21 protein-coding genes are annotated in these 14,839 nt (G+C 66.8%); 19 read left to right on the forward strand and 2 right to left on the reverse strand.

Features of this window, described 5'->3' with window-relative positions:
* The first annotated feature begins 111 nt into the window (after window positions 1–111).
* From nifT to ACG10_RS00730, 15 genes are all read left to right on the forward strand, one after another.
* On the forward strand, window positions 112–330 hold the full coding sequence (gene nifT, locus ACG10_RS00660; protein ID WP_039800835.1) for a putative nitrogen fixation protein NifT: 219 nt from the start codon (window positions 112–114) through the stop codon (window positions 328–330).
* Between the two features lie 4 nt (window positions 331–334).
* Window positions 335–1,063, forward strand: a complete 729-nt coding sequence (locus ACG10_RS00665; RefSeq protein ID WP_039800837.1) for a dinitrogenase iron-molybdenum cofactor biosynthesis protein — start codon at window positions 335–337, stop codon at window positions 1,061–1,063.
* Window positions 1,064–1,086: 23 nt separating this feature from the next.
* Complete coding sequence (locus tag ACG10_RS00670) at window positions 1,087–1,356, forward strand: DUF6129 family protein (RefSeq protein WP_039800840.1); 270 nt, start codon at window positions 1,087–1,089, stop codon at window positions 1,354–1,356.
* 8 nt (window positions 1,357–1,364) lie between these two features.
* A complete protein-coding gene (locus ACG10_RS00675) occupies window positions 1,365–2,099 on the forward strand; it encodes a 4Fe4S-binding leucine-rich repeat protein (protein ID WP_039800841.1) in 735 nt (244 codons plus the stop codon).
* 262 nt (window positions 2,100–2,361) lie between these two features.
* Window positions 2,362–3,771 carry a nitrogenase iron-molybdenum cofactor biosynthesis protein NifE gene (gene nifE, locus ACG10_RS00680; protein ID WP_089166739.1) on the forward strand — a complete coding sequence of 470 codons (1,410 nt, stop codon included), beginning with the start codon at window positions 2,362–2,364 and terminating at the stop codon, window positions 3,769–3,771.
* A 10-nt stretch (window positions 3,772–3,781) separates the two neighbouring features.
* Complete coding sequence (gene nifN / locus ACG10_RS00685; RefSeq protein WP_089166740.1) at window positions 3,782–5,158, forward strand: nitrogenase iron-molybdenum cofactor biosynthesis protein NifN; 1,377 nt, start codon at window positions 3,782–3,784, stop codon at window positions 5,156–5,158.
* A 3-nt stretch (window positions 5,159–5,161) separates the two neighbouring features.
* Window positions 5,162–5,638 carry a NifB/NifX family molybdenum-iron cluster-binding protein gene (locus tag ACG10_RS00690; RefSeq protein WP_039800848.1) on the forward strand — a complete coding sequence of 159 codons (477 nt, stop codon included), beginning with the start codon at window positions 5,162–5,164 and terminating at the stop codon, window positions 5,636–5,638.
* Window positions 5,639–5,669: 31 nt separating this feature from the next.
* Entirely contained in the window at window positions 5,670–6,152 is a 483-nt protein-coding gene (locus ACG10_RS00695) for a NifX-associated nitrogen fixation protein (protein WP_089166741.1), read from the forward strand.
* Between the two features lie 15 nt (window positions 6,153–6,167).
* Window positions 6,168–6,377 (forward strand): CCE_0567 family metalloprotein, encoded by a 210-nt coding sequence (locus tag ACG10_RS00700; RefSeq protein ID WP_089166742.1) that lies wholly within the window; start codon window positions 6,168–6,170, stop codon window positions 6,375–6,377.
* Between the two features lie 279 nt (window positions 6,378–6,656).
* Complete coding sequence (gene fdxB, locus ACG10_RS00705) at window positions 6,657–6,947, forward strand: ferredoxin III, nif-specific (protein ID WP_039800853.1); 291 nt, start codon at window positions 6,657–6,659, stop codon at window positions 6,945–6,947.
* Between the two features lie 12 nt (window positions 6,948–6,959).
* Window positions 6,960–7,283, forward strand: a complete 324-nt coding sequence (locus ACG10_RS00710) for a 2Fe-2S ferredoxin (RefSeq protein ID WP_039800856.1) — start codon at window positions 6,960–6,962, stop codon at window positions 7,281–7,283.
* 5 nt (window positions 7,284–7,288) lie between these two features.
* The gene (locus ACG10_RS00715) at window positions 7,289–7,789 is read left to right on the forward strand and encodes a hypothetical protein (protein WP_039800859.1); all 501 of its coding nucleotides are present in this window, start codon (window positions 7,289–7,291) and stop codon (window positions 7,787–7,789) included.
* A complete protein-coding gene (locus ACG10_RS00720; protein ID WP_039800862.1) occupies window positions 7,786–8,163 on the forward strand; it encodes a hypothetical protein in 378 nt (125 codons plus the stop codon). Before ACG10_RS00715 ends, ACG10_RS00720 begins: the two co-directional genes overlap by 4 nt.
* A complete protein-coding gene (locus ACG10_RS00725) occupies window positions 8,160–8,918 on the forward strand; it encodes a DUF364 domain-containing protein (protein ID WP_198318990.1) in 759 nt (252 codons plus the stop codon). Before ACG10_RS00720 ends, ACG10_RS00725 begins: the two co-directional genes overlap by 4 nt.
* The gene (locus ACG10_RS00730) at window positions 8,915–9,346 is read left to right on the forward strand and encodes a hypothetical protein (protein WP_232487159.1); all 432 of its coding nucleotides are present in this window, start codon (window positions 8,915–8,917) and stop codon (window positions 9,344–9,346) included. Before ACG10_RS00725 ends, ACG10_RS00730 begins: the two co-directional genes overlap by 4 nt.
* Before the next feature lie 43 nt (window positions 9,347–9,389).
* On the opposite strand, the gene ACG10_RS00735 is transcribed toward ACG10_RS00730, so the two are convergent.
* Window positions 9,390–9,608: a Nif11-like leader peptide family natural product precursor gene (locus tag ACG10_RS00735; protein ID WP_039800865.1), complete on the reverse strand. Its 219-nt coding sequence runs from the start codon at window positions 9,606–9,608 to the stop codon at window positions 9,390–9,392.
* A gap of 180 nt (window positions 9,609–9,788) precedes the next feature.
* Window positions 9,789–10,865, reverse strand: coding sequence for a molybdenum ABC transporter ATP-binding protein (gene modC, locus ACG10_RS00740; RefSeq protein ID WP_089166744.1), 1,077 nt, complete (start codon window positions 10,863–10,865; stop codon window positions 9,789–9,791).
* Window positions 10,866–11,242: 377 nt separating this feature from the next.
* Here modC and ACG10_RS24705 point away from each other — a divergent pair, with 377 nt between their 5' ends.
* From ACG10_RS24705 to nifS, 4 genes are all read left to right on the forward strand, one after another.
* A complete protein-coding gene (locus tag ACG10_RS24705; RefSeq protein ID WP_089166745.1) occupies window positions 11,243–12,007 on the forward strand; it encodes a hypothetical protein in 765 nt (254 codons plus the stop codon).
* Between the two features lie 241 nt (window positions 12,008–12,248).
* Window positions 12,249–12,572 carry a HesB/IscA family protein gene (locus tag ACG10_RS00750; RefSeq protein WP_039800873.1) on the forward strand — a complete coding sequence of 108 codons (324 nt, stop codon included), beginning with the start codon at window positions 12,249–12,251 and terminating at the stop codon, window positions 12,570–12,572.
* A 64-nt stretch (window positions 12,573–12,636) separates the two neighbouring features.
* Complete coding sequence (gene nifU, locus ACG10_RS00755; protein WP_089166746.1) at window positions 12,637–13,578, forward strand: Fe-S cluster assembly protein NifU; 942 nt, start codon at window positions 12,637–12,639, stop codon at window positions 13,576–13,578.
* Between the two features lies 1 nt (window position 13,579).
* Window positions 13,580–14,788, forward strand: coding sequence for a cysteine desulfurase NifS (nifS, locus tag ACG10_RS00760; protein WP_089166747.1), 1,209 nt, complete (start codon window positions 13,580–13,582; stop codon window positions 14,786–14,788).
* The last annotated feature ends 51 nt before the right edge of the window (window positions 14,789–14,839 follow it).

Raw genomic sequence — 14,839 nt, forward strand, 5'->3', positions numbered from 1 at the left:
GGCTGGAGCGGCATACGCCGCTCCGGTACTTCCTTGGCGGCGGCTGCAGGTGGTGGGTCTTCAGTATCCTCGGCCTGCGGCAACCGCCAAATCTGTCTAAGGAGCAAGCCCATGCCCAGTGTCATGATCCGCCGCAACGACGCAGGTCAGCTGACCTTCTACATCGCCAAGAAAGACCAGGAAGAAATCGTGGTGTCCCTGGAGCATGACAGCCCCGAGCTGTGGGGCGGCGAAGTCACCCTCGGCGATGGTTCGAGCTACTTCATCGAGCCGATCCCGCAACCCAAGCTGCCGATCACCGTGCGCGCCAAGCGAGCCGGCGAGGCCTGATTCCATGAGTGCGCAACCGCCGTACGGCCAGGCCCCCCTGCCGGCCCATCTGGCCCTGCGCATTGCCCTGGCGGCACGCTCGCTCAAGGGGGTGGACACCGCCCACCTGCTGCGCGCCCTGATTGCCGCCGTTGGCGAACCCATCACGGAAGCGCGTCTGCGCAAACTGCGTGCTTCCCGCCTGCGTGCCCGTCTGCTCGAGGCGTGCGGAGACAGTGCGCCGCTGACGCTGACCGATCGTCAGCTGCACAGCGCGCTCGGCCTGCTCAAGGGTCGCGGCGTACGCATGCCGGAAGATCCCCTGCCGATCCCCGAGCCCTATCGCGACGGCGAATTCCCCTACTCGGTGCGTATCGCCTGCGCGTCCGACAGCGGCGAGCGCCTGGACGGCATCTTCAGCAACTGCGCGCGCTTTCTCATCTACCAGATTTCGCCCCGCGAGACTCGCCTGGTCGATCTGCGCGAGCCCGGTCCCGGCCGCGACGATGAAGACCGTCATGCGCGCCGGGCAGAATTGCTCGCCGACTGCCAGCTGCTCTACACCCTGAGCATCGGCGGTCCGGCGGCGGCTAAGGTGGTCCGCGCCGGGGTCCATCCGGTACGTCTGGCGCGTGCCCAGCCGGCCCGCGAGATCGTCGAGGAACTGCAGCGGGTGCTGGCCACCGCGCCGCCTCCCTGGCTGGCCAAGGCGATGGGCGCCGAGCCCGACCAGCGCGTACGTTTCACCCAGTAACTGCTCCGGATGAGGACACAGCCATGATCAGCCAAACACTTCTCGACGATGTCATCCGCCAGGCCGAACAGGGGGCTCTGGACGAAAGCCTGCTCGCCAGCCTGCGCAGCGCCCATCCCGGTGTGCACTTCACCTGCTGCATGGACGACGACATCGTGGTCAACGCCAAGCCGGTCGCCGAGCGTCCGGGTTTCAACGTCTATCTGGTCAACTCCAGCGATCACTGCTCGGTGCTGAGCAACGACCTGGGCTCCGCCTCCGGCATTGTCCTGGCGGAAATCATCGAGGATTGAGGTGAGGCATGGCCGACGATCAAGGCGACATCACGCCCCTAGGCGACTGCCGGGCCTGCAGTTTCCGCATGAATCTGCTGCTGGGCGGCCGCTGCACGCCGGGCGATGCCTGCGTGGCGGTGGACAGCGGGCGGCAGATCGACCGCTTCTTCCGCAACAATCCGCAGCTGGCCGTGCAGTACCTGGCCGACTCCTTCTGGGAGCGTCGCGCCATCGCCGTACGCTATTCGCCGGTGGAGGCGCTGACCCCGCTGATTCGTGACAGCGACGAGGTGGTCCGCCGCGCCGTCGCCTACCGCCTGCCCCGCGAGCAGCTGGGCGCGCTGATGCACGACGAGGACCGCGAGGTGCGCATCACCGTGGCCGACCGCCTGCCGCTGGAGCAGTTGGAGCAGATGGCTGCCGACAAGGATTATCTGGTGCGCGCCTATGTGGTCCAGCGCATCCCCCAGGGCCGCCTGTTCCGCTTCATGCGCGACGAGGACCGCCAGGTGCGTAAGCTGGTGGCCAGGCGTCTGCCCGAGGAAAGCCTGGGCCTCATGACCCAGGACCCGGAGCCCGAGGTCCGGCGCATCGTCGCCTCGCGCCTGCGTGGCGACGACCTCCTCGAGCTGCTCCACGACCCGGACTGGACGGTGCGTCTGGCGGCGGTGGAGCACGCGCCGCTGGCCGCGCTGCGCAAGCTCGACGAGCCCGATCCGGAAGTCCGCCTGGCGATCGCCGAGCGGCTCGGCAGCGCCTGATCCCCGCTGTCGCCCCGTGCCTTGCGGACGGGGCGGCCTCGCCGGTCGTCCCTGCGCCGGCCTTCGTAGCCTTGTCGTCTTTCGCCCGGCGTTGGCGGGAATGCCCGTTGCCGGCTGCCAGCTTGTTGCAAACCTGACAGGAAGGCGCGTTTGTGACAAAGGTTTCCCGCAGCAAATCCTTTAAAATCAAGTGCTTACCTTGTGGTACGGGCATTGCAATGATCCATTGCAACCGCTGCATCAACGACCAGAGGGGTACGCGATGAAAGCCAAGGATATTGCCGAGCTGCTCGACGAGCCTGCCTGCGAACACAACAAGAAGGAAAAGTCCGGCTGTTCCAAGCCCAAGCCCGGCGCCACTGCCGGTGGCTGTGCCTTCGACGGTGCGCAGATCGCTCTGCTGCCGATCGTGGATGTCGCGCATATCGTGCACGGCCCGATCGCCTGTGCCGGCAGCTCCTGGGATAACCGTGGTACCCGCTCCAGCGGGCCGGACCTGTACCGCATCGGCATGACCACCGATCTCACCGAGAACGACGTGATCATGGGGCGTGCCGAGAAGCGCCTGTTCCATTCGATCCGCCAGGCCGTGGAGACCTACGCGCCGCCGGCGGTGTTCGTCTACAACACCTGCGTGCCGGCACTGATCGGTGACGACCTCGACGCGGTATGCAAGGCGGCTGCCGAGCGTTTCGACACCCCGGTGGTTCCGGTGGACTGTGCCGGCTTCTACGGCAGCAAGAACCTCGGCAACCGCATCGCCGGCGAGGCCATGCTCAAGCACGTGATCGGCACCCGCGAGCCCGATCCGCTGCCGGAGGGCAGCGAGCGCCCCGGCATCAAGGTGCACGACGTCAACCTGATCGGCGAATACAACATCGCCGGCGAGTTCTGGCACGTGTTGCCGCTGCTCGACGAGCTGGGCATCCGCGTGCTCTGCACCCTGGCCGGCGATGCCCGCTACCGCGAGGTGCAGACCATGCACCGCGCCGAAGTGAACATGATGGTCTGCTCCAAGGCCATGCTCAACGTCGCCCGCAAGCTGCAGGAAACCTACGGCACGCCCTGGTTCGAGGGCAGCTTCTACGGCATCACCGACACCTCCCAGGCGCTGCGCGACTTCGCCCGGCTGATCAAGGATCCTGACCTGACCGCCCGCACCGAAGCGCTGATCGCCCGCGAGGAAGCCAAGGTCCGCGCCGCCCTCGAGCCCTGGCGCGAGCGCCTGAGCGGCAAGCGCGTGCTGCTGTACACCGGCGGCGTGAAGTCCTGGTCGGTGATCTCCGCCCTGCAGGATCTGGGCATGAAGGTGGTGGCCACCGGCACCCGCAAGTCCACCGAGGAAGACAAGGCGCGCATCCGCGAGCTGATGGGCGATGACGTCCGCATGCTGGACGAGGGCAGCCCGAAGATCCTGCTGCAGACCGTCGAGGACTACAAGGCCGACATCCTGATTGCCGGCGGCCGCAACCTGTACACCTCGCTCAAGGGGCGCGTGCCCTTCCTCGACATCAACCAGGAGCGTGAATTCGGCTATGCCGGCTACGACGGCATGATCGAACTGGTGCGTCAGCTGTGCCTGACCATCGAGAGTCCGGTCTGGGAGGCTACCCGCAGCCCGGCACCCTGGGACAGCAACGGTTACCCGCAGCCGGCGAAGACTGGCGCCTGAGGAGAGAGACATGGCCGAGATCATCAATCGCAAGAAGGCGCTGGCCGTCAGTCCGCTGAAGGCCAGCCAGACCATGGGTGGCGTGCTCGCCATCCTCGGCATGGCACGCAGCATGCCTCTCATGCATGGTTCCCAGGGCTGCACCGCCTTTGCCAAGGTGTTCTTCGTCCGTCACTTCCGCGAGCCGATCCCGCTGCAGACCACCGCGATGGATCAGGTGACCTCGATCATGGGCGCCGACGACAACGTCGTCGAAGCGCTGAAGGTCATCAGCGAAAAGAACCAGCCCGGCCTGATCGGCCTGGTCACCACCGGCCTGTCGGAAACCCAGGGCTGCGACCTGCACTCGGCGCTGCACGAGTTCCGCAGCAAGTTCCCGCAGTTCGACAACGTGCCGGTGGTGACCGTCAACACCCCGGACTTCTCCGGCAGCTTCGAGAGCGGCTACGCCCTCACGGTGACGGCGATCATCGACACCCTGGTGCCGGAAGACCGCAGCAAGGTCGGCCAGCGTCAGCGCCAGGTCAACGTGCTGTGCTCCTCCAGCCTGACTCCCGGTGACCTGGAGTTCATCAGCGAGAGCATCGAGGGCTTCGGCCTGCGTCCGGTGTTGATCCCGGACCTGTCCGGCTCGCTGGACGGCCACCTGGAGGAGTCGCGCCTCAACTCGCTGACCACGGGCGGCCTGACCGTGGACGAGCTGAAGAGCTGCAACCAGAGTATCGCCACCCTGGTGGTGGGCGAGAGCCTGTTCCCGGCCGCCGACCTGCTGAAGGAGCGCACCGGGGTGCCGGATCATCGCTTCGGCCTGCTGATGGGGCTGGAAGCCGTGGACCAGTGGCTGGTCACGCTGTCGAACCTGAGCGGCAACCCGGTGCCGCCGCGTCTGCAGCGCCAGCGTCAGCAACTGCAGGACGCCATGCTGGATACCCATTTCATGCTGGGTGACAGCCGGGTGGCCATCGCCGCCGACCCCGACCTGCTGCTGGCCTACGACCGCCTGCTGCGCAGCGTCGGCTCGCGCACCGTGACGGCGGTGGTGCCGGCTCGTGCCCCGGCGCTGGAAGACTCGCCGCTGGCCGCCATCCAGATCGGTGATCTGGAAGACCTGGAAAACAGCGCGCGCGCCGAGGGTGCCGAGCTGGTGCTGGGCAACAGCCATGCGCTGCAGCCGGCCAAGCGTCTGGGCGTGCCGCTGCTGCGTGTCGGCTTCCCGCAGTACGACCTGATCGGCGGCTTCCAGCGTTGCTGGTGCGGCTATCGCGGCACCACCCAGGCCCTGTTCGACATGGCCAACCTGCTGGTCGAAAACCACCAGGGTATCCCGCCCCATCACTCGATCTATGCGCAGAAACCCGCAACCGAACAGCCGCAATGGAGGCACTGAGCAATGTCCAGCCCGACCCGACAATTGCAGGTACTGGATGGTGAGGACGACGGCACCCTGCTGAAGGTCGCCTTCGCCTCGTCCGATCGTGAACTGGTCGACCAGCATTTCGGCTCGTCGCGCTCCTTCGTCCTCTACGGGGTCAATCCCGAGCGTTCCCAGCTGCTCTCGGTCGTCGAGTTCGGCGAGCTGGAGCAGGACGGCAACGAGGATAAGCTGGTCAGCAAGATCGAGCTGCTCGACGGCTGCGTCGCGGTGTACTGCCGCGCCTGCGGCGCCTCGGCGGTGCGCCAGCTGATGGCCATCGGCGTGCAGCCGGTCAAGGTGGCCGAAGGCGCGCGCATCGCCGAGCTCATCGAAACCCTCCAGGCCGAGCTGCGCGAAGGCCCGTCGGCCTGGCTGGCCAAGGCCATCCAGCGCACCCGCGGTCCCGACATGAAGCGTTTCGACGCCATGGCCGCCGAAGGCTGGGACGAGTAGGTCCGATCATTTTTTCAGCGAGGAAGCGTACATGTACTACGAAGACCAACAAGAACCCGTGGTGCAGGAAGACGACAAGTCCCTGCAAGATCCTCTCATCCGCCAGATGGTGATCCAGCTGCGCTCCATGGACAGCTATGGCACCTACGACACCTGGAGCGATGCCCGCGTGCTCGATCCGCTGGTGCTGACCAAGGAGCGCCGCAAGGCCATCCCGGTGGTCGGCGATCCGGACGAGACCACCATTTCCCGGGTCAAGGCCTACTACAACGCCCTCGCCCAGCTGATCGAGCGCGAGACCGGCCTGCTCGCCGTGCCGGTGATCAACATCACCCACGAAGGTTTCGGCCGCGCCCTGATCCTGGTCGGCAAGCTGGTTGCCCTGGACAAGGTTCTGCGTGACGTTCACCGCTTCGGGTTCGACTCCCTCGAGGCGCTGATCACCGAGGCCAACAAGCAGCTGGGCAAGGCAACCGCGCTGGTCAACGAGCACCGTACCGTCGCCGAGCTCTGATTCGAGAGAACCCCGATGACCGAAGAAGACATCAAGGCCTTGAAGAAAGAGGTCAGCCAGAAGAAGCGCATCGCGACCGAGTGGGCCTCGCAGATCCACGACCTGGTCGAGGATCGCCTGTTCAACGACTACGACTCGCTGCCGGAACTGGCCAGGCAGGCCCACCAGGCCTGTCTGGAGTGGGCCGAAGCCAAGGCGCGTCTCGACGCGACCGGCGCCGCCTAGCCGGGCGGCGGCTTGGCCGCAGCACGGCACGCCTTGCTGGCGTGCCCGGACCAGGGCTCACGAGGCCTGCGTCCTCTACACCAGGGCTTCACCGCCCGAATCCTTGCGCCCGCCCTGGCGGCGGGCAGCTGCCGCCCGTGCCCACGAAGCCGGGCGGTGCCCGGCCAAGCCCGGGCGGCAACGCACAACAGCATTGAGAGCGGGCCTTCGAACCGCCTTTATCGATTTCGACAACCGTTTGGCCTCCGCCACCGTGAAGGGGCGGGCAGGAGAAAGTAGATGGCTATGATTACCGGGCGTACCCGTGGCGGCGCCGAGTGGGTTCCGCAGTTTGTTACCGCACTGAATCCGCAGACCTGCATCGGCTGCGGTCGCTGCTACAAGGTCTGTCCGCGCGATGTGTTCGAGCTGGTCGACCGCGCCGATCTCATGGAAGCCGACGACGATCATGACGACGACGACGAAATGATGGTCATGGCCGTCAAGGATGGCCAGGACTGCATCGGCTGCACCTCGTGCGCCAAGGTCTGCCCCAAGCAGTGCCACACCCACGAAGCCGCAGCGGCTTGAGGAGACGAGAGCATGGCCAAGCCTGAGTTCCACATCTTCATCTGCGGTCAGAACCGTCCCGCCGGGCATCCGCGCGGCAGCTGCGGCGCCAAGGGCGCCGAGCCGGTCTACAACGCCTTCGCCCAGGTGCTGATCCAGAAGAACCTGACCAATCGCATCGCCCTGACCACCACCGGCTGCCTCGGCCCGTGCCAGGCCGGCGCCAACGTGCTGATCTACCCTGGTGCGGTCATGTACAGCTGGGTGGAGCCTGCCGACGCCGCGATCATCGTCGAGCAGCATCTGCTGGGTGGCGAGCCCTACGCGGACAAGCTCACCCCTGCCGAGATCTGGTAACCGACATGGCCGATGTGCTGCTGTTCGCCGGCGAGCGCGCGTTCTTTTCCGACAGCTCGCCCCAGCCGCTGCGCTACCTGCTCAACAACGCCCTCTGCGCCGGGACCCCCGATGCCGTCGAGGCGCTGTTGCTCGAGGCGCGCCGGCGCTGGCCGGAGGAGCCGGACGCGCACATCGGCCTGTACAAATTCTACTTCGTCAGCAGACGCTACGAAGAGGCCGAGGCGGCCGTCTGGGCGGCGCTGCGTGCCGCCGCCGGGGTGGCCGGCTTCGACCGCAACTACCGCCGCCTGCACCCGGGCAGTGCCGACTGGAGTCGGCGCCAGGGCGCCGAGCGGCTGTACCTGTTCAGCCTCAAGGCGCTGGGGGTGATCCGCCTGCGCCGCGCCAAGGTGGCGATGGCTCGGCAGGTGCTGGAAAAACTGTTGGAGCTCGACCCCGGCGACGAGATCGGCGGGGGCGCCTTCCTGCACATCGCCCGTTCCTTCGAGGAGGATGCCGCGTGACCGATGCGATGCTTGAAAAGCGCCTGGAAGATGCCCGGCCGCTGTTTGCGGAAATCTGGCAGGCGCTGGCCGACAGCCTGCGCGCCGCCGGACTCGACCAGGGCCTGGCAGTGTCCGGCACGCCGCATACCCGCGTCGAGCTGCGCGAGGACGCCTACGACCACAGCCAGTCCCTGTATGCCGAATGGCGCACGCCGGGCAACGGCTATCTGGGCAGCGTGCTGATCCATGGCGATGGCCAGGCCTTTGCCGAGTTCGACGTGCTGCTGCCGCACCCGTGCAAGCCCGCATGGGTTATCGAGGCGGCTACCGCGTGGGGCTATCGCGGGGCGCTGAAGAGCGAGCTCCGCCTGCTGCCGGCGCTCGACTCATGAACGGCCTGTACGACTGGCTGCTGGAGCATGCCAGCGGCGTTGCCCGCGAAGAACCCGTCGAGCGGGTCTGCCTCGGTCTCAGCTGGACCCTGGCGGAAGTCGGTGACAGCCTCGGCTTCGCCTTCGGCCCGCGCCAGGTGCCGCGCACCCTGAGCTGGGCCGGCACCCTGGGCGGCCAGGCCTGCGAGCGCTTGTACCCCTGGCTGCGGTCCTGGAACACTGCCGAGTCGGCCGTGGGGCTGGCGGTGCTCAATGCCGTGATCAACCGCGCCTCGCCCTGTCTGCGCCAGGCCCAGCCGCTGCGCGGCGAGGCGCCCGGCAACCTGAGCGTGTTCGAGCACTTCCGGCCGCGTCTGGACGGGCAGAAGGTCGCGGTGATCGGCCACTATCCGGGGCTCGCGCAGCTCTGGCAGGAACTGCCGTACCGCTGCTTCGAGCGCGAACCGCAGGACGGCGACCTGCCTGATACGGCTGTCGAGCAGCTGCTTCCGGAAGCCGACTGGGTGTTCATCACCGCCAGCAGCCTGGCCAACAAGACCCTGCCGCGCCTGCTGGAGCTGTCGTCGCACGCCCAGGTAGTGCTGATGGGGCCGAGTCTGCCGTGGATCTACGACTGGCGACGGTTCGGGGTGAACTACCTGGCGGGCGTACGGGTACAGGATGCCCGGGCCGCGCGTCAGGTGGTCGCCGAAGGAGGCGGTACCCGGCTGTTCGCCGGGCCGGTGGAATATGCCCTGTTGGGTCTGGACTCATGAACGAACAACAAACCCCTGAAGATTTGGCGTGGCGGATCCTGCTCTGCCACAAGCATCCGGTGAGCGCGCGGCTGCGCTTTCTGATTCCGACCGAGGGCGGCGTGGTGCTGCCGCAGGCCCTGCCCAGGCTGGCGGTGATCGCCGAGGCGCAGGAGGCGCCGGTGCAGTGCCATCCGGCCAGCGCGCTGCGCAGCCTGCAGGAGGCGATGGCGCTCGACTGGCAGCTGGAGCTGGTCGGCGAGTTCCAGCTGAACATGGAGGTGCCGGGGCAGATTCTGCCGGTCTATCTGGCGGCCCTGTCCGGGCACGAGCTCCCTCCGGCGCCGCCCGGCACCCGCTGGATCGAGCTGCCGCAGAGCATCGGCATGCCCTGGCTCGACCGCGAACTGCTGCGGCGGATCTACGAGGTGCTGATCGGTTTCGGCTGATCGCCGGAACGGGTGCCGGGGCGTGATGCCCCGGCGGAAGGACTCAGGCAGGCAGCAGGGCCTTGGCCATCTTCGGCGACAGCTGGTCCTTGCTGAACTGCGGCTCGTTCGGCGGATATAGCGCATCCTCGATGACGCTGAAGCCGGATTCCTTGATCAGGGCGAGGATGTCGCGGACTTTTTCGCAGGTTTTCAGTTTTTCGGCGAGGGCCGGGTCCGCTTTGGCCTTCTCGGCGAAGGCCTTGATTTCCTTGATGGACATGCAGGTTTCTCTTTTCAATGGTTGCAGAAATCCCGGGTCGTCGGATCCGGGGGTGTTGGCCTTATGCAACCACAGTGCCTGCAATAAATAATCCTTGTGAATCAATGATTTGCTCTGGGGTGGTTGTCGTGTTGGCGACAATCGCCAAGGCGCCTTGGCGCAATCGCGACAGATTTTTGCTCACTCCATCAGCGCCACCGACTTGATCTGCGCATACACCCGCCGCTCCGGCGCCAGCTCCAGCCGGTCGGCCGACAGGCGGGTGATCCGAGCGAGGATGCAGGCGCTGCCTAGGTTCAGGCGCACCATGACCCGCGCCGAGTCGTGCTCGTGGAACAGGTCGATGATGCGTGTCTCAAGGGTGTTGAGAATGCTGCTGTTGTGCGGCGGCTCGAGGGAGAGGCTCACGTCCCGGGCGAAGATGCGCACCCGCGTCTCCGCGCCCGGCGGCAGACGGCTGAGAGCGACGCGGAGGGTGCCGCCGGGCACCCGGATGCGGCTCAGCTGGTAATGGGGGTCATGGCTTTCCACCTGGCCGATGAGCACCACTGCGGTTTCGTCGGGGTGGCCGAGCGGCAGGCGCGGATCGCTCAGCAGCCGCTCCGGCGGACCGCTGGCGAGCGTCTGTCCCTTGTCCAGCAGCACCAGGTGGTCGGCCAGGCGGGTGACTTCGTCCTGCCGATCGGTGACGTAGAGCAGCGGGATCTGCAGCCGCTCGCGCAGCTGTTCGAGGAGCGGGAGGATTTCCGCCCGGCTGTGGCGATCCAGGCCGGCCAGCGGCGCGTCGAGCAGCAGCAGGTCGGGGCTGGTCAGCAGCGCGCGGGCGATGGCGACGCGCTGGCGCTGGCCGTTGGGAAGCTGCGCGGCGTGCTGGCCGAGCAGCGTCTCCAGGCCGAACAGGGCGACCACCTCGTCGAGGCCGAGGCGGCGCCGGGCGCGGGGTACGCGCCGGTAGCCGAACTCGAGGTTGGCCCGCACGTCCAGGTGCGGGAGCAGCTCGCCGCTCTGGCTGACGTAGCCCAGCGGGCGCAGGTGGCTGGGGCGGAAATGGGCGCCTTCCTGCCAGAGCTGTCCGCCGACGCGCAGGAAGCCTTCGGCCCGTTCCAGCCCGGCGATGGCGCGCAGCAGGATGCTCTTGCCGCTGCCGGAGCGGCCGAGCAGCACGCTGATGCCGTCGCCCGGCAGTTGCAGGCGGGCGTCGAGCTGGAAGGTGCCCTGCTGCAGGCGCAGCTGCGCGTCTAGGCCCTGTTCTGGCATCTGAAGTCTCCCGTGCCCAGGGGGCGGAAAAGGTAAGGGAAGCAGGCTGCTCGCAGAGGGGCGCGAAGGGGTCGGGCGGAGCGCCGCTGGCGACCGGGGAGGCGCCTGCCGCCCCTCGCAATCCTGCTGGCGCGGGTTTCCCGGAGGGCTTGTCGGCTAGGGCACAAGGCCGGTTTATATGTGTAGTTTTGTGTATAACCAGACACGCCGGGAGACAGCGCAACCCGCTGAATTTTCGTAATTTAACGTATTGGCAAAGTCCTTGCACTCAGGTTTGTCAGTTGTTATCGATATATAAAAATATATAACGCATGCGGTCCGTGCCCGGCCTGTCCGGTGTCGAGCCGTCATGCCATTGCCGCAGGAGGTCCAGGGTCATGCTGGAAGCACGCTCCGCCATCGCACCGCCGATCGACAGCTTCGCCTTCGCCCGCGACGGCTTCGTCCTGCTGCGCGGCTGTCTCCCCGAAAGCCTGGTCGACCGTCACGCCGCCGCGGTGGCGGCCTACCGCCTGCGCTGCGAGCCGGCCCGCGGGCAGCGCCAGGCCCATCCGCAGGCGCAGCCCCAGCGCGGCGCCTTTCATCTGCAGGCAGCCGGCATTCTCGGTCTGGTGCTGCACGAGCGGCTGCTCGCGCCGCTGAACATGCTGGCCGGCGAGAGAAGCTACCTGCTCGGCATCGATGCCCTGGACGGCGGTACGCCGGGGCTGCTCGCCTGCAATGCCTGGGCGGGCAGTGCGCCTCATCTGAGTGTACTGATCGCCCTGCGGCCGATTCCCCTCGAGGCCGGGCTCAAGGTTCAGCCGGGCAGCCACCTGGACAGCCGCCGCTCGCTGCGCCGGCTGCTCGCCGGCAATCCGGCGCTGGCCAGCCAGCTGCAGCGGATGCACGAGGAGGGTGCGAGTCTGGAGCGCTGGCGCCAGCTCGAGGTGCGTTTGCAGCGGGCGCGCGCCCAGGAGCAGCCGGGCGGCCAGGCCATGCGCCTCCTGGCGCTGCGCAAGGGCGACGTGCTGATCCGCCAGCAGGGCCTGCTCGGTGCGGCCGAGCGGGTGGAGCGCAACGGTTGCCTGGTGGTCCGTTATGGGGCAGCGCAGCTGCATCGCAACCCCTATTTCAGCGAGGCGGCCCTGGCCGGCGACTGAGCGCTCCGAGGAGCGCCGCGGGCTGTCGGGCGGGCCGCGGCGGGACAGACCGACAAGCCTTGTCGGAAATCAGACATTCATTGCCACAGGTATTGTTCGCTACAGCCAAAGGCTAGTGGGTCAAAAGATAAGCTATTGATTTATAAATATAAATTTTATCCGTGCGGCGTGGCATGCCGGTTGCAGCGATGAACTGCGACAGGTTGAGCATGCAACCGCCAAGTTTTGAGGAGACAAGCCGATGATTACCCTGACAGAGAGCGCCAAGAGCGCGGTTACCCGCTTCATCAGCAGCACTGGCAAGCCGGTCGCCGGTTTGCGCATCCGGGTCGAGGGTGGCGGCTGCTCCGGTCTGAAATACAGCCTGAAGCTGGAGGAGGCCGGTGCCGAAGGCGATCAGCTGATCGACTGCGACGGCATCACCCTGCTGGTCGACGATGCCAGCGCCCCTCTGCTCAATGGCGTGACCATGGACTTTGTGGAAAGCATGGAAGGTAGCGGTTTCACCTTCGTCAATCCGAATGCCAGCAACAGCTGTGGTTGTGGCAAGTCTTTTGCTTGCTGATTAGGCAACCCTGAGGTCGCCGGCTGGGCCGGCCCCCAAAGACTCACCGGGAGATGAAGCCGACATGTGGGATTATTCGGAAAAAGTCAAAGAGCATTTTTACAACCCCAAGAATGCCGGAGCCGTGGAAGGCGCCAACGCCATCGGCGACGTCGGATCGCTGAGCTGCGGTGACGCGCTGCGTCTGACCCTGAAGGTGGATCCGGAAACCGACGTGATCCTGGATGCCGGCTTCCAGACCTTCGGCTGTGGCTCCGCCATCGCCTCCTCCTCGGCACTGACCGAGATGGTCAAGGGGCTGACCCTGGACGATGCGCTGAAGATCAGCAACCAGGACATCGCCGATTTCCTCGACGGCCTGCCGCCGGAGAAGATGCACTGCTCGGTGATGGGCCGCGAAGCCCTGCAGGCCGCCGTGGCCAACTACCGTGGCGAAGAGCTCGAGGACGACCACGAGGAAGGCGCACTGATCTGCAAGTGCTTCGCCATCGACGAGGTGATGGTCCGCGACACCATTCGCGCCAACAAGCTGTCCACCGTCGAGGACGTGACCAACTACACCAAGGCCGGCGGCGGCTGCTCGGCCTGTCATGAGGGCATCGAGCGCGTGCTGAGCGAGGAACTGGCCGCCCGTGGCGAGGTCTTCGTCGCTGCGCCGACCAAGGCCAAGAAGAAGGTCAAGGTTCTCGCCCCCGAGCCGGCTCCCGCTCCGGTGGCCGAGGAGGCTCCGCCGGCACCGCCGAAGCTGAGCAACCTGCAGCGCATCCGCCGCATCGAAACCGTGCTGGCGGCGATCCGTCCGACCCTGCAGCGCGACAAGGGTGATGTCGAGCTGATCGATGTCGACGGCAAGAACATCTACGTCAAGCTCACCGGCGCCTGCACCGGCTGCCAGATGGCCTCCATGACCCTCGGCGGCATCCAGCAGCGCCTGATCGAGGAGCTCGGCGAATTCGTCAAGGTGATCCCGGTCAGCGCCGCGGCCCACGCGCAGATGGAGGTCTGACATGGCTGACGTCTATCTCGACAACAACGCCACCACCCGGGTGGACGAAGAAGTCGTCCAGGCCATGCTGCCGTTCTTCACCGAGCAGTTCGGCAACCCCTCGTCGCTGCACAGCTTCGGCAACCAGGTCGGCCTGGCGCTGAAGAAGGCGCGGCAGAGCGTGCAGGCGCTGCTCGGCGCCGAGCACGACTCGGAAATCATCTTCACCTCCTGCGGCACCGAGTCGGACTCCACCGCGATCCTCTCGGCGCTCAAGGCCCAGCCCGAGCGCAAGACCGTGATCACCACCGTGGTCGAGCACCCGGCAGTGCTGAGCCTGTGCGACTACCTCGCCAGCGAGGGCTACACCGTGCACAAGCTGCCGGTGGACAAGAAGGGCCGCCTGGATCTGGACCACTACGCCAGCCTGCTGAGCGACGACGTCGCCGTGGTGTCGGTGATGTGGGCCAACAACGAGACCGGCACCCTGTTCCCGGTCGAGGAAATGGCACGCATGGCCGACGAGGCCGGCATCATGTTCCACACCGACGCCGTGCAGGCCGTCGGCAAGCTGCCGATCGACCTGAAGAACTCGTCGATCCACATGCTCTCGCTGTCGGGCCACAAGCTGCATGCGCCCAAGGGCGTCGGCGTGCTCTACCTGCGCCGCGGCACCCGCTTCCGTCCGCTGCTGCGCGGCGGCCACCAGGAGCGCGGCCGCCGGGCCGGCACCGAGAACGCCGCCTCGATCATCGCCATGGGCGTGGCCGCCGAGCGCGCGCTGGCCTTCATGGAGCACGAGAACACCGAGGTCAAGCGCCTGCGTGACAAGCTGGAGGCCGGCATCCTCGCCGTCGTGCCCCACGCCTTCGTCACCGGCGACCCGGACAACCGCCTGCCCAACACCGCCAACATCGCGTTCGAGTACATCGAGGGCGAGGCCATCCTGCTGCTGCTGAACAAGGTCGGCATCGCCGCCTCCAGCGGCTCGGCCTGCACCTCCGGCTCCCTGGAGCCCTCCCACGTGATGCGCGCCATGGACATTCCCTACACCGCCGCCCACGGCACCGTGCGTTTCTCCCTGTCGCGCTACACCACCGAGGAGGAGATCGACCGGGTGATCCGCGAGGTGCCGCCGATCGTGGCCCAGCTGCGCAAGCTGTCGCCCTACTGGAGCGGCAACGGTCCGGTGGAAGATCCGGGCAAGGCCTTCGCGCCGGTCTACGGCTGAGCCGCCGCCCTGCGGGAGCGCATCCCGCAGGAAACCGCCCCGCGGGGAGCC

Origin of the sequence: Azotobacter chroococcum (genome assembly GCF_002220155.1) — a bacterium.
GTDB classification, from domain to species: Bacteria; Pseudomonadota; Gammaproteobacteria; order Pseudomonadales; family Pseudomonadaceae; genus Azotobacter; species Azotobacter chroococcum.

Bases quoted from the DNA above. Each gene is read 5' to 3' on its own strand.
- ACG10_RS00750 (WP_039800873.1), top strand. From the start codon at position 12,249: ATGATTACCCTGACAGAGAGCGCCAAGAGCGCGGTTACCCGCTTCATC.
- ACG10_RS00735 (WP_039800865.1), bottom strand. From the start codon at position 9,608: ATGTCCATCAAGGAAATCAAGGCCTTCGCCGAGAAGGCCAAAGCGGAC.
- ACG10_RS00700 (WP_089166742.1), top strand. From the start codon at position 6,168: ATGACCGAAGAAGACATCAAGGCCTTGAAGAAAGAGGTCAGCCAGAAG.
- ACG10_RS00725 (WP_198318990.1), top strand. From the start codon at position 8,160: ATGAACGGCCTGTACGACTGGCTGCTGGAGCATGCCAGCGGCGTTGCC.
- nifU (WP_089166746.1), top strand. From the start codon at position 12,637: ATGTGGGATTATTCGGAAAAAGTCAAAGAGCATTTTTACAACCCCAAG.
- ACG10_RS00710 (WP_039800856.1), top strand. From the start codon at position 6,960: ATGGCCAAGCCTGAGTTCCACATCTTCATCTGCGGTCAGAACCGTCCC.
- ACG10_RS24705 (WP_089166745.1), top strand. From the start codon at position 11,243: ATGCTGGAAGCACGCTCCGCCATCGCACCGCCGATCGACAGCTTCGCC.
- nifN (WP_089166740.1), top strand. From the start codon at position 3,782: ATGGCCGAGATCATCAATCGCAAGAAGGCGCTGGCCGTCAGTCCGCTG.
- nifS (WP_089166747.1), top strand. From the start codon at position 13,580: ATGGCTGACGTCTATCTCGACAACAACGCCACCACCCGGGTGGACGAA.
- ACG10_RS00670 (WP_039800840.1), top strand. From the start codon at position 1,087: ATGATCAGCCAAACACTTCTCGACGATGTCATCCGCCAGGCCGAACAG.
- ACG10_RS00690 (WP_039800848.1), top strand. From the start codon at position 5,162: ATGTCCAGCCCGACCCGACAATTGCAGGTACTGGATGGTGAGGACGAC.
- fdxB (WP_039800853.1), top strand. From the start codon at position 6,657: ATGGCTATGATTACCGGGCGTACCCGTGGCGGCGCCGAGTGGGTTCCG.
- ACG10_RS00715 (WP_039800859.1), top strand. From the start codon at position 7,289: ATGGCCGATGTGCTGCTGTTCGCCGGCGAGCGCGCGTTCTTTTCCGAC.
- ACG10_RS00730 (WP_232487159.1), top strand. From the start codon at position 8,915: ATGAACGAACAACAAACCCCTGAAGATTTGGCGTGGCGGATCCTGCTC.
- ACG10_RS00665 (WP_039800837.1), top strand. From the start codon at position 335: ATGAGTGCGCAACCGCCGTACGGCCAGGCCCCCCTGCCGGCCCATCTG.
- nifE (WP_089166739.1), top strand. From the start codon at position 2,362: ATGAAAGCCAAGGATATTGCCGAGCTGCTCGACGAGCCTGCCTGCGAA.
- nifT (WP_039800835.1), top strand. From the start codon at position 112: ATGCCCAGTGTCATGATCCGCCGCAACGACGCAGGTCAGCTGACCTTC.
- ACG10_RS00695 (WP_089166741.1), top strand. From the start codon at position 5,670: ATGTACTACGAAGACCAACAAGAACCCGTGGTGCAGGAAGACGACAAG.
- ACG10_RS00675 (WP_039800841.1), top strand. From the start codon at position 1,365: ATGGCCGACGATCAAGGCGACATCACGCCCCTAGGCGACTGCCGGGCC.
- modC (WP_089166744.1), bottom strand. From the start codon at position 10,865: ATGCCAGAACAGGGCCTAGACGCGCAGCTGCGCCTGCAGCAGGGCACC.